16 protein-coding genes are annotated in these 18,321 nt (G+C 69.2%); 8 read left to right on the forward strand and 8 right to left on the reverse strand.

Annotated features, from left to right (window positions below; all coding sequences use genetic code 11):
• Window positions 1–11 precede the first annotated feature (11 nt).
• Window positions 12–1,457 carry a M16 family metallopeptidase gene (locus tag CLU95_RS09915; protein ID WP_099792660.1) on the reverse strand — a complete coding sequence of 482 codons (1,446 nt, stop codon included), beginning with the start codon at window positions 1,455–1,457 and terminating at the stop codon, window positions 12–14.
• Window positions 1,458–1,486: 29 nt separating this feature from the next.
• Between CLU95_RS09915 and ftsY the strand changes: the two genes are divergently transcribed.
• A complete protein-coding gene (ftsY, locus tag CLU95_RS09925; protein WP_180288574.1) occupies window positions 1,487–2,851 on the forward strand; it encodes a signal recognition particle-docking protein FtsY in 1,365 nt (454 codons plus the stop codon).
• A 320-nt stretch (window positions 2,852–3,171) separates the two neighbouring features.
• On the opposite strand, the gene CLU95_RS09930 is transcribed toward ftsY, so the two are convergent.
• Entirely contained in the window at window positions 3,172–4,971 is a 1,800-nt protein-coding gene (locus tag CLU95_RS09930) for a hybrid sensor histidine kinase/response regulator (RefSeq protein ID WP_257214584.1), read from the reverse strand.
• Complete coding sequence (locus tag CLU95_RS09935; RefSeq protein WP_099792662.1) at window positions 4,968–5,687, reverse strand: response regulator transcription factor; 720 nt, start codon at window positions 5,685–5,687, stop codon at window positions 4,968–4,970. Before CLU95_RS09935 ends, CLU95_RS09930 begins: the two co-directional genes overlap by 4 nt.
• A gap of 137 nt (window positions 5,688–5,824) precedes the next feature.
• Here CLU95_RS09935 and CLU95_RS09940 point away from each other — a divergent pair, with 137 nt between their 5' ends.
• From CLU95_RS09940 to CLU95_RS09960, 5 genes are all read left to right on the forward strand, one after another.
• Window positions 5,825–6,289 (forward strand): Mpo1 family 2-hydroxy fatty acid dioxygenase, encoded by a 465-nt coding sequence (locus CLU95_RS09940; RefSeq protein ID WP_099792664.1) that lies wholly within the window; start codon window positions 5,825–5,827, stop codon window positions 6,287–6,289.
• Window positions 6,290–6,490: 201 nt separating this feature from the next.
• Window positions 6,491–7,834, forward strand: a complete 1,344-nt coding sequence (locus CLU95_RS09945; RefSeq protein ID WP_099792666.1) for an ABC transporter substrate-binding protein — start codon at window positions 6,491–6,493, stop codon at window positions 7,832–7,834.
• Between the two features lie 41 nt (window positions 7,835–7,875).
• The gene (locus CLU95_RS09950; RefSeq protein WP_099792668.1) at window positions 7,876–9,696 is read left to right on the forward strand and encodes an ABC transporter permease; all 1,821 of its coding nucleotides are present in this window, start codon (window positions 7,876–7,878) and stop codon (window positions 9,694–9,696) included.
• Window positions 9,697–9,709: 13 nt separating this feature from the next.
• Window positions 9,710–10,795, forward strand: a complete 1,086-nt coding sequence (locus CLU95_RS09955) for an ABC transporter ATP-binding protein (RefSeq protein WP_099792670.1) — start codon at window positions 9,710–9,712, stop codon at window positions 10,793–10,795.
• 14 nt (window positions 10,796–10,809) lie between these two features.
• Window positions 10,810–11,688 carry a LysR family transcriptional regulator gene (locus CLU95_RS09960; RefSeq protein WP_099792672.1) on the forward strand — a complete coding sequence of 293 codons (879 nt, stop codon included), beginning with the start codon at window positions 10,810–10,812 and terminating at the stop codon, window positions 11,686–11,688.
• Here the strand turns inward: CLU95_RS09960 and CLU95_RS09965 are convergent, their stop codons facing one another.
• On the reverse strand, window positions 11,689–12,507 hold the full coding sequence (locus CLU95_RS09965) for an aminotransferase class IV family protein (protein WP_099792674.1): 819 nt from the start codon (window positions 12,505–12,507) through the stop codon (window positions 11,689–11,691).
• Window positions 12,508–12,632: 125 nt separating this feature from the next.
• Between CLU95_RS09965 and CLU95_RS09970 the strand changes: the two genes are divergently transcribed.
• Together CLU95_RS09970 and rpoH are read left to right on the forward strand one after the other, a co-directional pair.
• The gene (locus CLU95_RS09970) at window positions 12,633–13,550 is read left to right on the forward strand and encodes a LysR substrate-binding domain-containing protein (protein WP_099792676.1); all 918 of its coding nucleotides are present in this window, start codon (window positions 12,633–12,635) and stop codon (window positions 13,548–13,550) included.
• Window positions 13,551–13,686: 136 nt separating this feature from the next.
• Entirely contained in the window at window positions 13,687–14,628 is a 942-nt protein-coding gene (gene rpoH / locus CLU95_RS09975) for an RNA polymerase sigma factor RpoH (protein ID WP_099792678.1), read from the forward strand.
• 64 nt (window positions 14,629–14,692) lie between these two features.
• Here rpoH and CLU95_RS09980 read toward each other — a convergent pair whose 3' ends face one another.
• From CLU95_RS09980 to CLU95_RS09995, 4 genes are read right to left on the reverse strand one after another with little or no spacing between them, the layout of a single operon-like run.
• Window positions 14,693–15,517: a DNA alkylation repair protein gene (locus CLU95_RS09980; protein ID WP_099792680.1), complete on the reverse strand. Its 825-nt coding sequence runs from the start codon at window positions 15,515–15,517 to the stop codon at window positions 14,693–14,695.
• 16 nt (window positions 15,518–15,533) lie between these two features.
• Window positions 15,534–16,157 (reverse strand): SCO family protein, encoded by a 624-nt coding sequence (locus CLU95_RS09985; protein WP_099792682.1) that lies wholly within the window; start codon window positions 16,155–16,157, stop codon window positions 15,534–15,536.
• 15 nt (window positions 16,158–16,172) lie between these two features.
• Entirely contained in the window at window positions 16,173–17,078 is a 906-nt protein-coding gene (gene cyoE, locus CLU95_RS09990) for a heme o synthase (protein WP_099792684.1), read from the reverse strand.
• Window positions 17,075–18,307: a COX15/CtaA family protein gene (locus CLU95_RS09995; protein WP_099792686.1), complete on the reverse strand. Its 1,233-nt coding sequence runs from the start codon at window positions 18,305–18,307 to the stop codon at window positions 17,075–17,077. The genes cyoE and CLU95_RS09995 overlap by 4 nt, the downstream gene beginning before the upstream one ends.
• Window positions 18,308–18,321: the final 14 nt, after the last annotated feature.

Raw genomic sequence — 18,321 nt, forward strand, 5'->3', positions numbered from 1 at the left:
TCCGGTGCCTTTCAGCGCATCTCGCCAGCGGGGGCGGCGAAGCCGCGGCCGCGCTTGGGTTCGGGCGGCAGGGGCCGCAGCGTGGCGACCGTGAGCTGGTCATCGCCGAAGTACTTGGCGGCCACCGCCTGCACCTGCGCCGCCGTCACGGCCTGCAGCCGGGCGACGATGCGCTCGCTGGCGTCCAGCGGCAGGCCCTGAATCCAGTTGCTGCCGAGTTCGCGCGCCTGCGCCATCACCGAATCGCGCTTGTAGGTTTCGCTCGCCACCCACTGCGTCTTGACGCGGGCCAGCTCGGCCTCGCCGACACCGTCTTTCGCCACGCGCGCCACCTGGGCACGCAGTGCAGCTTCGACCGTCTCGGCGGTCTTGCCGGCCGCCGGCACGCCGTCGAGCATGAAGAGCTGCGGACCGCGACCGACGAAGCCCGCATACGCGCCGGCCGAATCGGCCACGCGGCCGGGGCCTTGCGTGAGCGCGCGGTCGAGCCGCGCACCGGCGTAGCCGTCGAGCACGGCCGAGAGCACCACCAGCGCCCAGGCGTCGCTGTTGGCGTCGTCGAGGTTGGTGAGCTGCGGCACGCGGAAGGCGAGCGACACATACGCCTGCTCGGCGGGGGCCTTGAATTCGAGGCGGCGGATGCCGCGCTGCGTGGGCTCGGTGCGCGGCTTGCGCTCCGGCACGGCGCGCGCGGGGATGCTGCCGTAGTACTTCTCGGCCAGCGCGCGCACGCGCGCCACGTCGACATCGCCGGCCACCACGAGCACGGCGTTGGCGGGCACGTACCAGCGCTGGAAGAAGGCGCGCGCGTCGGCGGGCGTCATCGATTCGAGGTCGCTCATCCAGCCCACCACGGGGCGGCGGTACGGCGACGAGGTGAAGACGGCCGCATTCTGCTGCTCGCCGAGCAGGGCGCGCGGCTGGTCGTCGGTGCGCAGACGGCGCTCTTCCTTGACCACCTCGATCTCGCGCTTGAACTCGTCGTCGGGCCACTGGTTGTTGGCGAAGCGGTCCGATTCGAGCTTCATCACCTGTTCGAGGCTGCCGACCGGGATCTGCTGGTAGTAGCCCGTGGCATCGCGCATGGTGAAGGCGTTTTCCTGCCCGCCCAGCGCCGCCACGCGGCGCGAGAACTCGCCGGCCGGCACGCTCTTCGTGCCCTTGAACAGCATGTGCTCCAGCACGTGCGCCACGCCCGAGGTGCCGTCGACCTCGTCCATGGAGCCGACCCGCACCCAGACCATCTGCACCGCGGTCGGCGAGCGCCGGTCGGGCTGCACGATCACGGTCATGCCGTTGGCGAGGGTGAATTGCTGGGGGCCCGGAGCTGCGGCGGCGGAGGCCGACGCAGCGGGAGCGGGGGTGGACTGGGCCTGCGCGGGCACGGTCCACAGCGCAGAAAGCGCCAGGGCCAGCACCGCACCAGACGCAGCGCGGCGTGGCGAGAGGTGTTTCATAGAATGGGTCGGATTGTAAAAAGCTCCCGATGTTCAGTTTCTTCAAGAAAAAACCACCTGCCGATGCCCCGGTGACACCGGCCCCGCCGCCGACCACCGAACCCGCGCCGCCCCCGGCCGCGGAACCCGCACCGGCACGCTCGGTGTTCTCGCCGTCGAGCTGGTTCGGGTCGAAGCCTGCGGCGGAAGCGCCTGCACCCGTTCCTGCGCCGCCGCCCGCACCCGTGCCTGCCCCAGCTCCCGAGCCGGCGCCTGTCGCGCCGGAGGTTGCTCCGGCTGCAGAGGTCACACCTGTGGTGGCGCCAGCGCCCTCCCCTGTGCCTGCACCGACGCCAGCGCCGGTTCCGGTCGCCGCACCGGCGCCGATCCCTGCGCCAGTGCCCGTTCCTGCACCTGCACCTGCACCCGTCATTGCACCGCCGCCCCCTCCGGCGCCCGTGCCCGCACCGCCTCCCGCTCCCATCGCCGTCGTCGAGCCACCCGCCATCGCCACCGAGCGCAAGAGCTGGTTCGACAAGCTCAAGACCGGCCTGCGCAAGACCGGCACCGGCATCCAGGCCGTGTTCGTCAATGCGCAGATCGACGACGCGCTGTATGAAGAACTCGAATCGGCGCTCTTGATGGCCGACACCGGCGTCAAGGCCACCGAGTACCTGCTCGACGACCTGAAGGTGCGCGTCAAGCGCCAGATGGCCACCGACGCTGCGCAGGTCAAGCTGCTGCTGGCCGATGCCGTCACCGACCTGCTCAAGCCGCTCGAGAAGCCGCTGGTCATCGGCGAGTACACGCCCACCGTGATCATGGTGGCCGGCGTCAATGGCGCGGGCAAGACCACCTCCATCGGCAAGCTCACCAAGCACCTGGCCACCGAAGGCGCCTCCGTGCTGCTGGCCGCGGCCGACACCTTCCGCGCGGCGGCGCGCGAGCAGCTGCTGGTCTGGGCCGACCGCAACACCGTCGAGATCGTGAGCAACGAAGGCGGCGACCCGTCGGCCGTGAGCTTCGACGCCGTGAACGCCGGCAAGGCGCGCGGCAAGGACGTGGTGCTGGTCGACACGGCAGGCCGCCTGCCGACGCAGCTGCACCTGATGGACGAGTTGAAGAAGATCAAGCGCGTCGTCACCAAGGCCGACGCCACCGCGCCGCACGAGGTGCTGCTGGTGATCGACGGCAACACCGGCCAGAACGCGCTCGCGCAGGTCAGGTCCTTCGACGAAACGCTGGGCCTCACGGGCCTCATCGTCACCAAGCTCGACGGCACCGCCAAGGGCGGCGTGCTGTGCGCCATCGCGCGCGAGCGGCCCATTCCGGTGTACTTCATCGGCGTGGGCGAAAAGCTCGAAGACCTCGAGACCTTCAACGCCCGCGAGTTCGCGCAGGCCTTGCTCGGCTGAGGCTTCCGCCTCCCACCTTTCGCTTCGGACAAAAAAAACGGCCCCCGGCTTTCGCCGGAGGCCGTCAGCTCCCTGTCTTTCTTGTTTCTCCCTTGTATTCCCCCTGCGTGTGGCCTGTGCGGCGTCGCGCTTCGTGTGCGAAGGCACCGGTGGTCGACGCCTGCAATACCCCCTGATTTCGCTTCCCTGAAACCCGAAATTACGACGGGAGGCGAAAGCCCGGCAGTGCCAAAAGTCATTGCATGTGCGCCCAACCGAATCGATCGGCACGCAATGAACTACAACGTATTCACTTTCAGCCGCAGGCTGTGTGCCAAACGCTACGGAGCCGGCGTGAGCTCGGCCATGGCCTGCAGCAGCGCGTCGGGTGCCACGGGCTTGAACAGCACCGGCACGCCCGACTCGCGCACGCGCTGCAGGCGGTCGGGCGAGGTCTCGCCGGTGATCAGCAGCAGCGGCAGTTCAGTGCCCAGGTGCCGACTCAGACGCAGGCCCACGTCGAGGCCGTCGACGCCGTCGGCCAGGCGGTAGTCGCACATCAGCAGGCCGAAGGGCCGGCCCTCGGCGCGGGCCTGGTGCAGCGCATCGGCCGCGGCAGCCTCATCGGCGACGGCGTGTGCGTCGATTGCGTGCGAGCGCAGCAGGCCGGTCATGGCTTCGCGAATCTCGAGTTCGTCGTCCATCAGCAGCACGCGACCGGGCAGCGTGGCGGCGCGGCGGCGCACCGACAGTTCGGCGCTGCCGGCCGGGAACGGTCCCACGAGCGCACTGACCTGCGGCGGCACGGTCGGCAGCACGACACGGAAGTGCGTGCCCCGGCCGGGGCGCGAATGCATCTGCACCGGGTGGCCCAGCAGCCGCGACAGGCGCCGCACGATCGACAGGCCGATGCCCAGGCCGCGCGCACGGTCGCGGCCCGGGTTATCGATTTGGTAGAACTCTTCGAAGATGCGGTGCGACTGCTCGGGTGCAATGCCGATGCCGGTGTCGCGCACCTCGATCCACACGGTGTCGCCGCGGTCGCGCGCCGTCACGGTCACGCCGCCCTGCATGGTGTACTTCAACGCGTTGTCCATCAGGTTGGACAGCATGCGGTGCAGCAGCTGCGGATCGCTGCGCACCCACAGGCCGCTGGCGCGCACGCGCAGCTGCAGCTCCTTCTGCTCCGCCTGCGCCGAGAAGGTGTGGTTGAGCGGCAGGAACAGCGCATCGAGCTCGACCGGCTGCGGCGCCGGCGTGATGACGCCCGCGTCGAGCCGGGACACATCGAGCATGGTGTCGAGCGACGCGCCCAGCGCGTTCACGGCGCGCATCAGGCGCTCGGCGTTGCGGCTCTCGGGACGGCCGCGCAGCTCGTTCTCGAGCGCGGCGCCGAACAGCGCGATGGCATGCAGCGGCTGGCGCAGGTCGTGGCTGGCGGCGCCGAGGAAGCGGGTCTTTTCTTCGCTGGCGCGCTCGGTGGCGGCGATCTGCTCGCCCAGGCGCGCAGCCAGCGCCTCGTTCTCGAAGCGCAGCATGAGCGAGTCGGTCAGCAGCCGGTGCTGGCGCACGCCGGCGTGCAGCGTGAGCATCAAATAGGCCGAGCCGGCCGCCGCCAAAAACAGGTGCAGGCCGTCGCCCTGCCAGGCCAGCGCGATGATCATGCCCAGCGACATGGGCAGCGTGTAGCCGAACAGCGCGGGCTTGAGCGGCCACAGCGACTGCGCGGCGCGCGCGCAGCTGCCGACGATCACGGCCATCAGCAGCGAGGTCATGGGCAGGTTCTCGTGCGGCACGATGAACCAGGGCACCACGGCCGTGATCATGCTCACCAGCGTGACCATGCGCGAGATCTTGCGCGCCCAGTACGGGCTCTCGGAGGCCGGCTTGTCGGGCGTCCAGCGCGGCGTGAAGAAGACGTAGATGTCGACCGCCGCCAGCGCCGCCATCCAGAACAGCAGGCGCGCATCGCTGAGCTGCGAATAGATGATGCAGCCGAACACGATCACGAAGCCCAGGTGGGTCAGCGTGGAGATGCCGTAGGTGTCGTAGACCGAGCCGACGTGCTCGCGCAGCACGCGCTGGCCCAGCAGCTGGCCGGCGGCGGCATCGCCGCGGCCCGCCAGCGTGGCGCCGCTCAACGCAGCATGCTGATCAGCTGGGCGCGCGAGCGCATGCCGAACAGCAGGAGGATGGTCGAGACATGGTTCTTCACCGTGCCCTCGCTCAGGTTGGCCAGGTGCGCGATCTCCTTGTTCGCCTTGCCTTCGAGCACCCACTGCAGCACCTGCATCTGGCGCGGCGTGAGCTCCTGCCAGGCGCTGGCGTGCGCGAACTCCGCATACCCCGACAACGACTTGGGCAGCACCGCGGGCGGCAGCGGCTGCTGCGGCGTGCCGTCGGCCTCGAACAGGCCGCAGGCGCGGATGAAGCCCACCATCTCCTTCAGGTCGGCGGACTTCGGCAGGAAGGCGCTGGCACCGAGTGCGAGCGCGCCCTGCGCCAGCGTGCTGTTGGCGGTGCCCGAGAGCACCACGACGCGCGCCGCCGGAAAGCGCAGGCGGAACTCGGCCAGGCCGCTGAGGCCGTGCGTGTCGGGCAGCGCGAGGTCGAGCAGCACGAGGCCGATGGCCGCCTCGTTCGCCGCATAAAGCGCGAGCGCGTCGGCGATGTTGCCGGCCTCGAACACCGAGATGCGCGCACCCGAGGTGGCAGCCTGGGCCTGCACCAGCGCGCTCACGCCCAGGCGCAGCAGGTCGTGGTCGTCCACCACCAGGATCGCGCCGGACACGCCGGCAGGCACACCGGTGTCGGTGAGGGGCGGCGGGGGTGCGGAGGGGGAGTCGAAAGAGGCCACGGATTTGATCTTAGCGGCGCAAGCCCCGGGCGACAGTGCCCTTAGTCATGACACCGGGACAGCGCTACTTGCCAGGGTGCCGCACCGTGGGCACCATGAGCGTCTTGCCGCAACGCACGGCGCCCCGGAGACCTGCCATGACCCACACCGCCGCCGCCCCGCTCGCCACCAGCGAGCGCAAGGTCGACCGCCTGCTCGCCCACTACGAGGAGAGCCACCGCCATCCGACCAACGAGCTGATCCACTTCGTGGCCATTCCCGCGATCATGCTGAGCATCGTCGGGCTGCTGTTCGCGATCCATCCGTGGGTGGCCTACGCCTTCGTGGCGGCCAGCCTCGTGTACTACGCCCTGCTGCGCTCGCCGGCCTTCCTCGTCACCATGCTGGCGCTCACGGTGCTGGCGCTGGTGGCGGTGCATGCGATGGGCGCCGCGGTGGCGCCGGTGTCGGCGGCGATCTTCGTGGTGGCGTGGATCTTCCAGTTCGTCGGCCACAAGATGGAAGGCAAAAAGCCTTCGTTCTTCGAGGACATCCAGTACCTCTGGGTCGGTCCGCTGTTCGTGCTGTCGAAGCTGTTCCTGAAGCTCGGCATTCGCTGGTAAACGGCGCCTTTCGCCCCGCGCCTTCTTCGCTGCCGCCTGCGGCGCCGCCCTCGGGTGAACCCTGAGGGGTGATGGCGCGCATCACGTTTTCTGATTGGCCCCCGCGCGGCACGTCATGCACGATGCCGACCGACATGACCGCAAGCGCTCGCCACGAAGCGCGCGGCATGCGTCCTCGCCAACGACCTGGAGACACACACCATGCCTTCCCGCCTCACCCTGCGCACCCTTGCGCTTTCGTTCTCGCTGCTGGCCGCCGGCCTCGGCGGCGCCGCCCATGCCGGCACCGTCACGGTCGTCACCTCCTTTCCCAAGGAACTGACGCAGGCCTACAAGGTGGCGTTCGAGAAAGCCAACCCCGGCATCAAGCTGGAGATCCTCAACAAGAGCACGGTGCAGGGCATCTCGTACGTGCGCGAGCTGCCGGTGGGCCAGCGGCCCGACATCTTCTGGGCCTCGGCGCCTGATGCCTTCGAGGTGCTGGCCGGGCAGAAGCTGCTCGAGAACGTGGCGGCGCAGGCCAACAAGGCGGTGCCCGAGAAGGTCGGCAACTACCCCATCAACAACCCGCAGGGCCTGTACCTCGGGCAGGCGCTGGCCGGCTACGGCCTGATGTGGAACACGCGCTACATGACCGCCAACAAGCTGCCGTCGCCCGCGCAGTGGAGCGACCTGATGAAGCCGGTGTACTTCGGCCACGCGGCCATGAGCGCGCCCTCGCGCTCGGGCACCACGCACCTCACGGTCGAGACGCTGCTGCAGGGCGAAGGCTGGGACAAGGGCTGGAACCAGCTGCTGCAGATTTCGGGCAACAGCGCGGCCATCACCGAGCGCAGCTTCGGCGTGCCCGACGGCGTGAACAACGGCCAGTTCGGCATCGGCCTGGTGATCGACTTCTTCGGCCTGGCCGGCAAGTTCTCGGGCTTCCCGGTGGAGTTCGTCTACCCCGACGTGACGGCCGTGGTGCCGGCCAACATCGGCCTCATCAGCGGCAGCAAGAACCCCGAAGAGGCGCGCAAGTTCATCGCCTACAGCGTGTCGACCGAAGGCCAGCTGCTGCTGCTCGATCCGAAGATCTCGCGCCTGCCGGTGCTGCCGCCGTCGGCGCTGGGTGGCAAGGTGCCGCCCGCCTACCCGAACCCGTTCGAGATCGCCAAGCGCGCCAAGGTGCACTTCGACTCCGACCTTTCGGAAGCCCGCTACAACGTGGTGTCCTCGCTGTTCGACCAGACCATCACCTTCCGCCACAAGGAACTCAAGGCCGCCACCAAGGCGATCCACGAGGCCACCGCCGCACTCGCCAAGAAGCCCAACGCGCAGGGCCAGGCGCAGCTCAAGCAGGCGCGCGACCTGGCCTTCACGCCACTGGTGGGCGCGTCGATGGCGAACGACAAGGACTTCCTGGCGCTGTTCACCGCCAACAAGAAGGATGCCGCGTCGAACAAGCAGGTCACCGGCCTCGAAGACCGCTGGAGCACGCAGGCCCGCGAGCAGTACGAACGCGCCCGCACGCTGGCCGAGCAGGCCCTGGCCAGCGCCCGCTGAACCCCTTTGACCACCACTGAGCGCCACCGGACACCTCACCGATGACCACCCTCACCGCTGGCACCGCGCCGGCCACCTCGCGCCCGCGCCGCTTCAGCCAGGTCCGCCCCGGCGCCTGGCTGGCCGGCGCCCTCGTGCTCGGCTTTCTGCTGCTGTTTCTCGTGCTGCCCGTCGGCCGGGTTTTCTACACCGCCTTCGTCGACGCCGACGGCGGCCTGACCTTCGGCCACTTCGGCGCCTTCTTCGAACAGGGGCTGATGCGCGAGTCGTTCTTCAACAGCCTGTTCGTGGCCACCGCGTCGGCCGTGTTCGCGGCGCTCATCGCGGTGCCGCTGTCGTACTTCACGGTGCGCTTCCAGTTCCGCGGCGCGATGCTGATCCAGACGCTGGGCGTGCTGCCTCTGATCATGCCGCCCTTCGTGGGCGCGGCCGCCATGCAGCTGATCTTCGGCCGCTCGGGCTCGCTGAACCTGCTGCTCAACCAGTACTTCGGCATCACGCTGCCGATCATGGAAGGGCTCAACGGCGTGATCTTCGTGGAGGCCATCCACTACTTCCCGTTCATCCTGATGAACCTCACGGTGGCGCTGCGCAACATCGACGGCGCCATGGAAGAAGCGGCCCTGAACCTCGGCTGCACCGGCTGGCGCCTGTTCTGGCGCGTGATCTTCCCGCTGGCCATGCCGGGCTTCGTGGCCGGCGCTTCGCTGGTGTTCGTGAAGGTGTTCGACGACCTGGGCACGCCGCTGGTGCTGGGCCAGACCAACATGCTGGCGCCGCAGGCCTACCTGCGCATCACGCAGGTCGGGCTGGAAGACCCGCTGGGCTACGTGATCAGCGTGATCATGATCGTGTTCTCGATCACGGCCATGGCGCTGTCGGCGCGCATGCTGGCGGGCAAGGACTACTCCACCATCCAGAAGGGCGGCGCGAGCATCGCCAAGCGCCAGCTGTCGCCGCTGGGCACCTTCGCGGCCTACGGCTGGATCTTCGTGGTGCTGCTGGTGGTGCTGAGCCCGCACCTGGGCGTGCTGCTGCTGTCGCTGGCGCAGGTGTGGAGCTTCTCGCCGCTGCCCGACGCCTACACGCTGGCCCACTACGAGACCGTGTTCCACGATGCCGGCGGCATGATGAAGAACACGCTGCTGTACTGCGGCCTGGCCGCCGGCCTCGACGTGATTCTGGGCGTGACCATCGCCTACCTGATGCTGCGCACCTCGCTGCCCGCGCGCAAGTGGCTCGACTGGATCGCCACCGCCTCGCTGGCGGTGCCGGGCATCGTGCTGGCCATCGGCTACCTGCGCCTGTTCAAGGGCGTCACGGTGCCTGGCACCGACACGCTGCTGACCAGCACCTGGATCGTGATCATGCTGGCCTACGCGGTGCGCCGCCTGCCTTACGCGCTGCGCTCCTGCGTGGCCGCGCTGCAGCAGGTGCACGTGTCGCTCGAAGAGGCGGCCGAGAGCCTGGGCGCGACCAAGATGCGCACCATCCAGCGCGTGGTCGTGCCGCTGATGGCGGGCGGCATCCTGGCGGGCTTCGTGACCAGCTTCATCACGGCGGCGGTAGAGCTGTCGGCCACCATCCTGCTGTCGTCGGCCGAGTCGCAGGCGCCGATGAGCTACGGCATCTACCTGTACATGCAGAGCGTGGCCGGCCGCGGACCCGGCGCGGCGCTGGGCGTGCTGGCGATCGCCGTGGTGGCGCTGGGCACCTACCTGTCGCACCTGGTGGTCGAGCGCACCGGCCAGCGGCTCACGGCCCGGCCGCTCGATGAAGCGCTGCCGCCGCTGCCGATCGCGGCACCTGCCGCACCTGTCGTGCCCGCCCCTATTGCTGCCGCCCCGGCGGCCAAGATCTGACCCAAGGCTCCCCATGAAAAAAGTACCAGTCCAGTGCCGCAACGTGCGGCTCGCCTACGGCACCACCGAAGTGCTCAAGGACGTCAACATCGACATCGAGCCCGGCGAGTTCTTCGCCCTGCTCGGGCCTTCGGGCTCGGGCAAGTCGACGCTGCTGCGCCTGATTGCCGGCTTCAACCGCCACCAGCACGGCGAAGTGCTGATCGACGGCAAGGACGTGAGCGACAAGGCGCCCTGGGAGCGCAACGTCGGCATGGTGTTCCAGAGCTATGCGCTGTGGCCGCACATGACCGTGTGGGACAACGTGGCCTTCGGGCTGGTGGAGCGCAAGGCGCCCAAGGCGGTCATCAAGGAAAAGGTGACGGCCGCGCTCGAGCTGGTGGGGCTGCTGCCGTATGCGCAGCGCCGCCCGAGCCAGCTGTCGGGTGGCCAGCAGCAGCGCGTGGCGCTGGCGCGCACCATCGTCATCGAGCCGCAGGTGCTGCTGCTCGACGAACCGCTGTCCAACCTCGACAAGACCTTGCGCGTGCAGATGCGCCAGGAGCTGCTGTCGATGCAGCGCCGCCTCGGGCTGACCACCATCTTCGTCACGCACGACCAGGAAGAAGCCATGACCACGGCCGACCGCATGGCCGTGCTCGACAAGGGCGTGGTGCAGCAGGTCGGCGCGCCGGCCACGCTCTACGATTACCCGGTGAACACCTTCGTCGCCAACTTCGTCGGCACCATGAACCTGCTCGAAGGCAAGGTGCGCTCGCGCCGCGGCGACACGCTCTCGCTGGACGTCGACGGCGTGGGCGAGCTGCACTTTCCGCTGCCCACCGACGCGCCCGAAGCCGACACGCTGCAGATCAGCTTTCGCCCGCACTCGCTGCGCGTGGACGTGGCCGACGCCGCGCACGACGCGCGCTACGTGTGGGTGCCGGGCACGGTGGAGGCCAGCGAATTCCTCGGCGAGTTCACGCGGTATCGCGTGCGCGTGGGCCACCAGAACCTGGCAGTCGATCACCCGCACCACATGGGGCTGTCGAAGTTCCCGGTCGGCGGCGCGGTGAGCCTGGGCATCGAGCCCTCGCAAGTGCGCCTGTTCGGCGCCTGACGCGCCGCGCGCCGATGGAACTGCACCAGATCCGCGCCTTTGTCGCGGTGGCACGCGTGGGCAACGTGACGCGCGCGGCCGACGTGCTGTGCGTCACGCAGCCCGCGGTCACCGCGCAGATCAAGGGCCTGGAGTCGAGCCTCGGCGTGGCCCTGTTCGACCGCGGCGCCGGCCGCATGACGCTCACGCGCGCCGGCGACCGGCTGCTGCCGCAGGCCGAGGCGCTGCTGAGCGCGGCCAGCGAGCTCAAGGGTGCGGCGCGGCGCATGCAGGGCGAACTCGGCGGGCGCATCGACCTGGGCCTGCCGGGCGAGACGCCCGAGTTCCTGCGCACCGGCCACCTGGCCGTTGCGGTGCAGCGCAGCCTGCCGCTGGTGGAGCTGCACACGCGCACCCACGCCGTGGGCCACCTGCTCGACCAGGTGCGCGGCGGCGGGCTGGCGGGCGCCTTCACGATCAGCGTGCACCCGCCGCGCGACCTGCAGTGGATCGCGCTGCGCTCGGTCTGCTACCGCATCGCCTTTCCGCCGCGCCTGGCCACCGAGATGCAGCGCGGTGGCTGGCGCGTGCTGGCCGGGCTGCCGTGGGTGGACGGCACGGCGGAATCGCACGTGCACCAGATGCTGCGCGGCCTGTTCGAGCAGCAGGGCCTGGCGCCCAACGTCGTGATGCGCAGCGACGACACCAGCGCGCTCGAAACCTTCGTGCGCGCCGGCAGCGCCTGCGCGCTGCTGCGCGAAGAAGTCGCCGTGCCGGGTGTGGAGCGCGGCGACTGGGTCGTGTGGGGGCACGCGCGGGTGGATGCGCAGCTGTACTTCAGCAGTGCGACGGAGCGTGCCGGCGACCCGCTGGTGGTGGCGCTGACGTCGGCGGTGCAGTCGGTCTGGGGCTGATCACACCGACACGAGCGGCTCGGCCTCGTAAGCCCGGTGCAGCAACTCCAGGAAGGCCGGTGCCGGCGGCAACGCCACGTCGCCGATGCGGTGCACCGCCACGCCGGGCGTCCACGAGTTCATGACCACGGCGCCGGCCAGCGTGGGCAGGTCGGCCATCCGCAGCACCTGGCTGCGCTGCGGGACGCCGAGGCGATCGAGCTGGCGGCGCACGATGCCCATCGTGGTGCCGGTGAGGATGTCGGCCTCGGGCCACACCACCGCCTGGCCGTCCCAGAAAGCCAGGTTCCAGATCGATGCCTCACTGAGCCGGCCGTGCCGGTCGAGAAAGGCCGTGTCGTCGAAGCCCTGCGCGGCGGCCTGGCGCAGCAGCTGGGTCTTGGCGCCTTCGCCGACGTGCTTCACGGCCGGCAGGAAGCGCTCGTGCTCGATCGCGGCCAGGGTCAGCGGGCCGGCGGGGCCGTTGGAAGGCGGGCCGGTGCGGATCAGCAGCTCTGGCACCGCGTCGGCCACGGTGAACTCGCCGGCCGGGGAGTAGACGGTGGCCGTCAGCGACAGGTCCGCCGGGCCGGCCGCGAGCGCGGCCCGCAGGTGCGCGCGCACCGCGTCGTCGGGCAGCGCCTGGCCGAACAGGGTCTGCGAGGCGAAGCGCAGCCGCGCCAGATGGAGGTCGAGCCCCCGCACCCGGCCGCCGCGCACCTGCATGGCCGTGAAATGGGCGTGGCCGGCGAAGGCGAGCGACGCCAGGGCCTCGGCGGGTGCGGGCTGGCCGTTGCGTTGCACGACGAACGTGGAAGAAGAAGGGGTGCTGGCGGACATGGTTTCGTTGCTCCTGGAGGGGGACCGTTGCGAATGGATCATCAAGTTCCTGAACTATCCCGCGTTGACTTCCCTTTGAGAAACGAATAGTTTTTGGGCAATCATCAAAAATCATTTGAAGATCAATGCACCCCAAACTCCTCCCCGGCACCCGCGCCCTGCGCACCTTCGAGGCTGCCGGGCGGCACCTGAACTTCACGCGGGCCGCCGAAGAAGTCGGGCTGACGCCGGCTGCCGTGAGTCACCAGATCAAGGAGATCGAAGACCAGCTGGGCCTGGTGCTGTTCACGCGCACCAGCCGCAGCATCCGCCTGACGCCGGCCGGCGCCGTGTGGTTCGAGGCCACCGCCGACGCGCTCGACACCCTGCGCCGCGCCGCCGGCCGCGCCCGGCGCATGGCGCGCGGGGCGGCGACGCTGCGCGTGTCGACCAGCGCCCGCTTCGCGACCAACTGGCTGCTGCCCCGGCTCCCGCAGTTCCGGGCCGCGAACCCGGGGCTGGAACTGGGTTTCGACATCTCCGATGCCCTGAGGAATTTCGACGCCGACGACATCGACGTGGCGATCCGCTTCGGCAACGGGCACGACGCGGGCACGCGCTCGCAGCGCCTGTTCGACACCGTGATCGTGCCGGTCTGCAGCCCCAGGCTGATCGCCAGCGGGCCTCCGCTGGCAACGCCGCGCGACCTGTTCGAGCACACGCTGTGCTACGTCGACTGGAAGACCGACGGCATGGTCTGGCCGAACTGGCCGATGTGGATGGCCGCCGCCGGCATCGAGGGCTTCGACGACAGCCGCTGCATCGGGTTCGGCGATTCGAGCGATGTGGTGCGCGCCGTCACCGAGAGCGGCATGGTCGGCCTGGCCGACCTGGACATGATCGCCGCCGACCTCGCCCAGGGCCGGCTGGTGCGGCTGTTCGACATCGGCGTGCCCATGGCGGCGGGCTACGCCTACCACCTGGTCTACCCGGAAGGCAGCGCCCAGGACCCGCGCATTCTGGCGTTCCAGGACTGGCTGCTCGGACAAGCGGCACGGACTTGAAAAACGCCAAATGGCATACAAATATCCAGCAAATCGCGACAAAAGCTATCGCAACGATAGAAATGCAAGGGAACCCTTGGCTTAGCACTCCCTCTAACCGAGTGCTAATATGACCGCCACAAAGGAGTTTCCCCTGATGACAACGCTGTCTGGAGTCTCTGCCAACCAGCTGGCCGTCGCCAACCCATGGTCGATGGTCCCCCCGCTGGGCAACCTGGATGCCTACATTTCGGCCGCCAACCGCCTGCCGCTGCTCACGCTCGAAGAAGAGCAGGGCTTCGCACGCAAGTTGCGCGACCAGAACGACCTCGAAGCCGCCGGTGCGCTGATCCTGTCGCACCTGCGCCTGGTCGTCTCCATTTCCCGCCAGTACCTGGGCTACGGGCTGCCGCACGGCGACCTGATCCAGGAAGGCAATGTCGGTCTCATGAAGGCCGTGAAGCGTTTCGACCCCGACCAGGGCGTGCGACTGGTGAGCTACGCCATGCACTGGATCAAGGCCGAGATCCACGAGTACATCCTGAAAAACTGGCGCATGGTCAAGGTCGCGACGACCAAGGCCCAGCGCAAGCTGTTCTTCAATCTGCGTTCGATGAAGCAGAGTTTCAAGGCCGACTCGGCCGCGGCCGACAACGGCACGCACCGCGAGACGCTGAGCCCCGACGAGGTCTCGCAGATGGCCACGCGCCTGAACGTGAAGCCCGAGGAAGTGCTCGAGATGGAAACCCGCCTGTCGGGCGGCGACGTGCTGCTCGATCCGGGTCCGTCCGATGACGGCGACGAAGGCTTCGGCCCCATCGCCTACCTGGCCGACGCCACGCAGGAACCGACCGCCTTGCTCGAATCGCAGCAGCGCGACCGCCTGTCGAGCGACGGCATCGCCACCGCCCTCGAGGCGCTGGACGACCGCAGCCGCCGCATCGTCGAAGAACGCTGGCTCAAGGTGAACGACGACGGTTCGGGCGGCATGACGCTGCACGACCTGGCCGCGGTGTACGGCGTGAGCGCCGAACGCATCCGCCAGATCGAAGTGGCGGCGATGAAGAAGATGAAGAAGGCGCTGGCCGAGTACGCGTAAGCGTAGTGACCACCCTCCTCCACGAAGAAGCCCGGCAGTGCCGGGCTTTTTTTCGTTCAGAACGTCAGGGCGTTGACTTGGTCAACGTGCGCAGCGCCCGCTTCGCGATGTAGCGGGTCTCGGCGGTGGGCGACTCGGCCACCCAGCGCGTGCACAGCGTCTCGACCCATTCGGGCTGCGTCTTGCTGGCGTCGTTGAGCCAGTTGGCCACCGAGTTCTGCACGTAGCGGTGGCCGTCGGCGCGCAGCGGCTCCAGCAGCGGCAGCGCCAGCCAGGGCTCGGCCTTCAGCGCGTCGATCTGCGCACACCACACGCCGCGCGGGCGCGTGAGTTCGCTGGCAAAGCGGCGCACGTTCGGATCGGCATCGGCCACCCAGGGCTGCAGCAGCGCCAGCGCTTCGTCGAGCGAGCCGATGACGCTGTCGCGAACCGCCATCCATGCGAACTCGCGCACGCCGAAGTGCGAATCGGCGGCGAAACGGCGCACGGCGACGAGCTGCTCGGCCAGCGGCAGGTCCGACAGCGTGATCCACTGCACCGCCCAGCAGCGCGCGACGTCGCTCGCGTGCGTGGCCAGCCGGTGCGCCACCGCATCGCGCTCGGCATGCGCGGCCGTCATGTCGTACAGCGCCCGCGCGATGTGGCTGTGGCGCTGCATGGGCTTGAAGGCGGCCAGCATGGCGAGCGTGTCTTCCAGCCGCTCGTGCGCCGCGTCGAGGCCGACATGGCCCGCCACGCTGCGTGCGAGCAGCGGCAGTTCGAGTGCGAGGAATTCGTTGAGGTTGACGGTTTCGAGCAACCCGCCGTTCAGCGCGCCCAGCACCTCGGGCGGAATGAGCGCGATGCGGAACGCGCCCTTGCGCGACTTCAGATGGTCGACCGATGCCATGGCTTGCACACCCGGCTCAGGAAGCGAGCAGCGTCTTCAGGTCCGACACCATCGCCGGCACGCCCGCGCCGTAGCGCGCGTAGAGCCGCAGCCGACCCTGCGGGTCGTAGATGTAGCTCGCGGCCGAGTGGTCCATGGCGTAGCTGGTCGGCGTCTTGCCGTCGACCTTCTTGTAATAGACCTTGAAGTCTTTCGCGAGGGCGACGAGTTGCTCGGGCGTGGGGATGAGGGCCACGAAGCTCGGATCGAACGCGCCCATGTAGGCCTTGAGCACCTCCGGCGTGTCGCGCGCCGGATCGACGGTGACGAACAGCACCTGCAGCTTGCTGCCGTCGGCGCCGAGTTGCTGCTTGACCTGCGCCATCTCGGTCATGGTGGTCGGGCAGACGTCGGGGCACTGCACGTAGCCGAAGAACAGCACGACTGCCTTGCCCTTGAAATCGGCCAGCGTGCGCACCTTGCCGTCGGCATCGGTGAGCGAAAAGTCTTTGGCGTAGTCGGCGCCCGTGATGTCGACCGCCTGGAAGCTCTGCTTGGGTTGCTGCTCGCTGCAGGCCGACAGGCCCAAGCCCAAAGTGGCCGAGGCGGCCACCCAGCCGGCCGTGGCGGCGATCGATTTCAGGGCATTGCGCTTGTTCATGGGCAGACGGTCCGGTCAGCGGAGGTAATGGTCGACGAGCAGCGCCGCGAACAGCACGCTCAGGTGGATGAGCGAAAACCGGAAGGTCTTGCGCGCCAACGCGTCGGAGTAGTTGCGCCACAGCGCGAAGGCATAGCCGGTGAAGCCGATGCTCACGCCGATGGCCACGGCGAGGTAGAGCCAGCCGCTCATGCCGTAGATGAACGGCATCAGGCAGGCCGCGAACAGAATGAAGGTGTACAGCAGCACCTGCAGCCGCGTGAACTCGTTGCCGTGCGTCACGGGCAGCATCGGCAGGCCGGCCTTGCGGTAGTCCTCGACGCGGTACAGCGCCAGCGCCCAGAAGTGCGGCGGGGTCCACAGGAAGATGATCAGGAACAGGATCAGCGCTTCGGGACCGACGTCGCCCGTCATGGCCGACCAGCCCAGCACCGGCGGCATGGCACCCGAGGCGCCGCCGATCACGATGTTCTGCGGCGTCAGCGGCTTCAGGATGACGGTGTAGATCACCGCGTAGCCGACAAAGGTGGCGAAGGTGAGCCACATGGTCAGCGGGTTGACCGTGAACCACAACAGCGCCGAACCGGCCGCGCACAGCAGCGCCGAGAACACCAGCGCCTGCATGTCGCTGAGCTGCCCGCGCGCCGTGGGGCGCCAGGCGGTGCGCTTCATCTTGGCGTCGATGCCCTTCTCGACCAGGCAGTTGAACGCCGCTGCCGCGCCGGCCACGAGCCAGATGCCGATGCAAGCCAGCACGCCGCGCTGCACGTCGGCCCACGACGGCAGGCCGGGCACGGCCAGCACCATGCCGATGAGCGCGCAGAACACGATCAGCTGCACCACGCGCGGCTTGGTGAGCGCGTAGAACTGGCGCAGCACGTTGGCGGTGCTGGTGTGCTGAACGGGGATCGGGGTGCTCACGCGGTGGCTTTCTTCGGGTTGGGGGTGCCGCGCGCATTGTCGACGGCGCGCGGAATCGGTGCAGCCGATCCAGCGGCAACGCTTTCGCGGCGGCTCTCGCACAGCGCCCAGGTCAGGGCCACGGCCAGCGCCGCGGCGCCGCCGGTGTGGAGCACAGCCGCGGCCAGCGGCCAGCCGAGCAGCACGTTGCCCAGGCCGGTGGCCAGCTGCAGCAGCGCCAGGCCGGCCAGCCAGTGCGCCTGCGCGCGCAGCGCCTCGAGGCGGCGCAGGCGCCAGGCCAGCAGGCCGAGCGCCACGAACACGGCGTACGCCATGAGGCGGTGCGCGTAGTGGATGGCGGTGAGCGCGGAAAAGTCGAGCGGCTGGCCGTCGCCGGTCACGCCGAGGTGGCGCCAGATCTCGAAGCCCTGCACGAAATTCATCGGCGGCCACCAGCTGTCCTGGCAGGTCGGGAACTGGGTGCAGGCCAGCACCGCGTAGTTGGTGCTGACCCAGCCGCCGAGCGCGATCTGCAGCACCAGCAGCACCGCCGTGGCGATCAGCCCGTTGCGCAGGGCCGGCGACACGGCCGTGGGCAGGCGCTGCGCCGCCACCTGGCGGTAGCGCACGGCCTGGATGCACAGCAGCGCGAGCAGCACGATCGCCCCCATCAGGTGCATCGTGACGATGGCGGGGAACAGCTTCCAGGTGACGGTCATGGCGCCGAAGGCGCCCTGCAGGCAGACCCAGACCAGCGTGGCCGCGGGCCACCAGGGGCTGAGCACGACGTGGTGGTGCGCGCTGTCGACCGGCGGCGCAGGCTGGCGGCGCTGGCGGCGGCGCACGATCCAGGTCGCGCCCGCGAGCGTGAGGATCAGCACCCCGACGCCAGTCGCGAGGTAACGGTGGACCATCTCGATCCAGGCCTTGCTGTGCGTCACCGGGCCGGTCGGCTGGGCCGCCTGCGCCATGGCGATCTCGTGGCGCGCGCCGGCCGGGCTGGCGTTGCCGTAGCAGCCGGGCCAGTCGGGGCAGCCCAGGCCCGAATCGGTGAGCCGCGTGAAGGCGCCGAACAGCGTGAGGTCGAAGGTGAGGAACAGCGTGAGCACGGTCAGCGCGTGCAGCCGCCGCGCGGGGCCGGAACCGGCGTTGCGGCGCCACACCCAGAGCAGCGGGCCGAGCGCGAGCAGCACGCCGGCGGCCATCATCCAGGCGATCGGCGTGAGGTCGTAGAGGGAGCTCGTGTCCATGAGACGGTTGTTCG

It is taken from the genome of Variovorax sp. 54 (assembly GCF_002754375.1).
Taxonomy (GTDB): Bacteria; Pseudomonadota; Gammaproteobacteria; order Burkholderiales; family Burkholderiaceae_C; genus Variovorax.

Coding starts and splice junctions, on each gene's coding strand:
- CLU95_RS09915 (WP_099792660.1), bottom strand. CDS start 1,457: ATGAAACACCTCTCGCCACGCCGCGCTGCGTCTGGTGCGGTGCTGGCC.
- ftsY (WP_180288574.1), top strand. CDS start 1,487: ATGTTCAGTTTCTTCAAGAAAAAACCACCTGCCGATGCCCCGGTGACA.
- CLU95_RS09940 (WP_099792664.1), top strand. CDS start 5,825: ATGACCCACACCGCCGCCGCCCCGCTCGCCACCAGCGAGCGCAAGGTC.
- CLU95_RS09945 (WP_099792666.1), top strand. CDS start 6,491: ATGCCTTCCCGCCTCACCCTGCGCACCCTTGCGCTTTCGTTCTCGCTG.
- CLU95_RS09950 (WP_099792668.1), top strand. CDS start 7,876: ATGACCACCCTCACCGCTGGCACCGCGCCGGCCACCTCGCGCCCGCGC.
- CLU95_RS09955 (WP_099792670.1), top strand. CDS start 9,710: ATGAAAAAAGTACCAGTCCAGTGCCGCAACGTGCGGCTCGCCTACGGC.
- CLU95_RS09960 (WP_099792672.1), top strand. CDS start 10,810: ATGGAACTGCACCAGATCCGCGCCTTTGTCGCGGTGGCACGCGTGGGC.
- CLU95_RS09965 (WP_099792674.1), bottom strand. CDS start 12,507: ATGTCCGCCAGCACCCCTTCTTCTTCCACGTTCGTCGTGCAACGCAAC.
- CLU95_RS09970 (WP_099792676.1), top strand. CDS start 12,633: ATGCACCCCAAACTCCTCCCCGGCACCCGCGCCCTGCGCACCTTCGAG.
- rpoH (WP_099792678.1), top strand. CDS start 13,687: ATGACAACGCTGTCTGGAGTCTCTGCCAACCAGCTGGCCGTCGCCAAC.
- CLU95_RS09980 (WP_099792680.1), bottom strand. CDS start 15,517: ATGGCATCGGTCGACCATCTGAAGTCGCGCAAGGGCGCGTTCCGCATC.
- CLU95_RS09985 (WP_099792682.1), bottom strand. CDS start 16,157: ATGAACAAGCGCAATGCCCTGAAATCGATCGCCGCCACGGCCGGCTGG.
- CLU95_RS09995 (WP_099792686.1), bottom strand. CDS start 18,307: ATGGACACGAGCTCCCTCTACGACCTCACGCCGATCGCCTGGATGATG.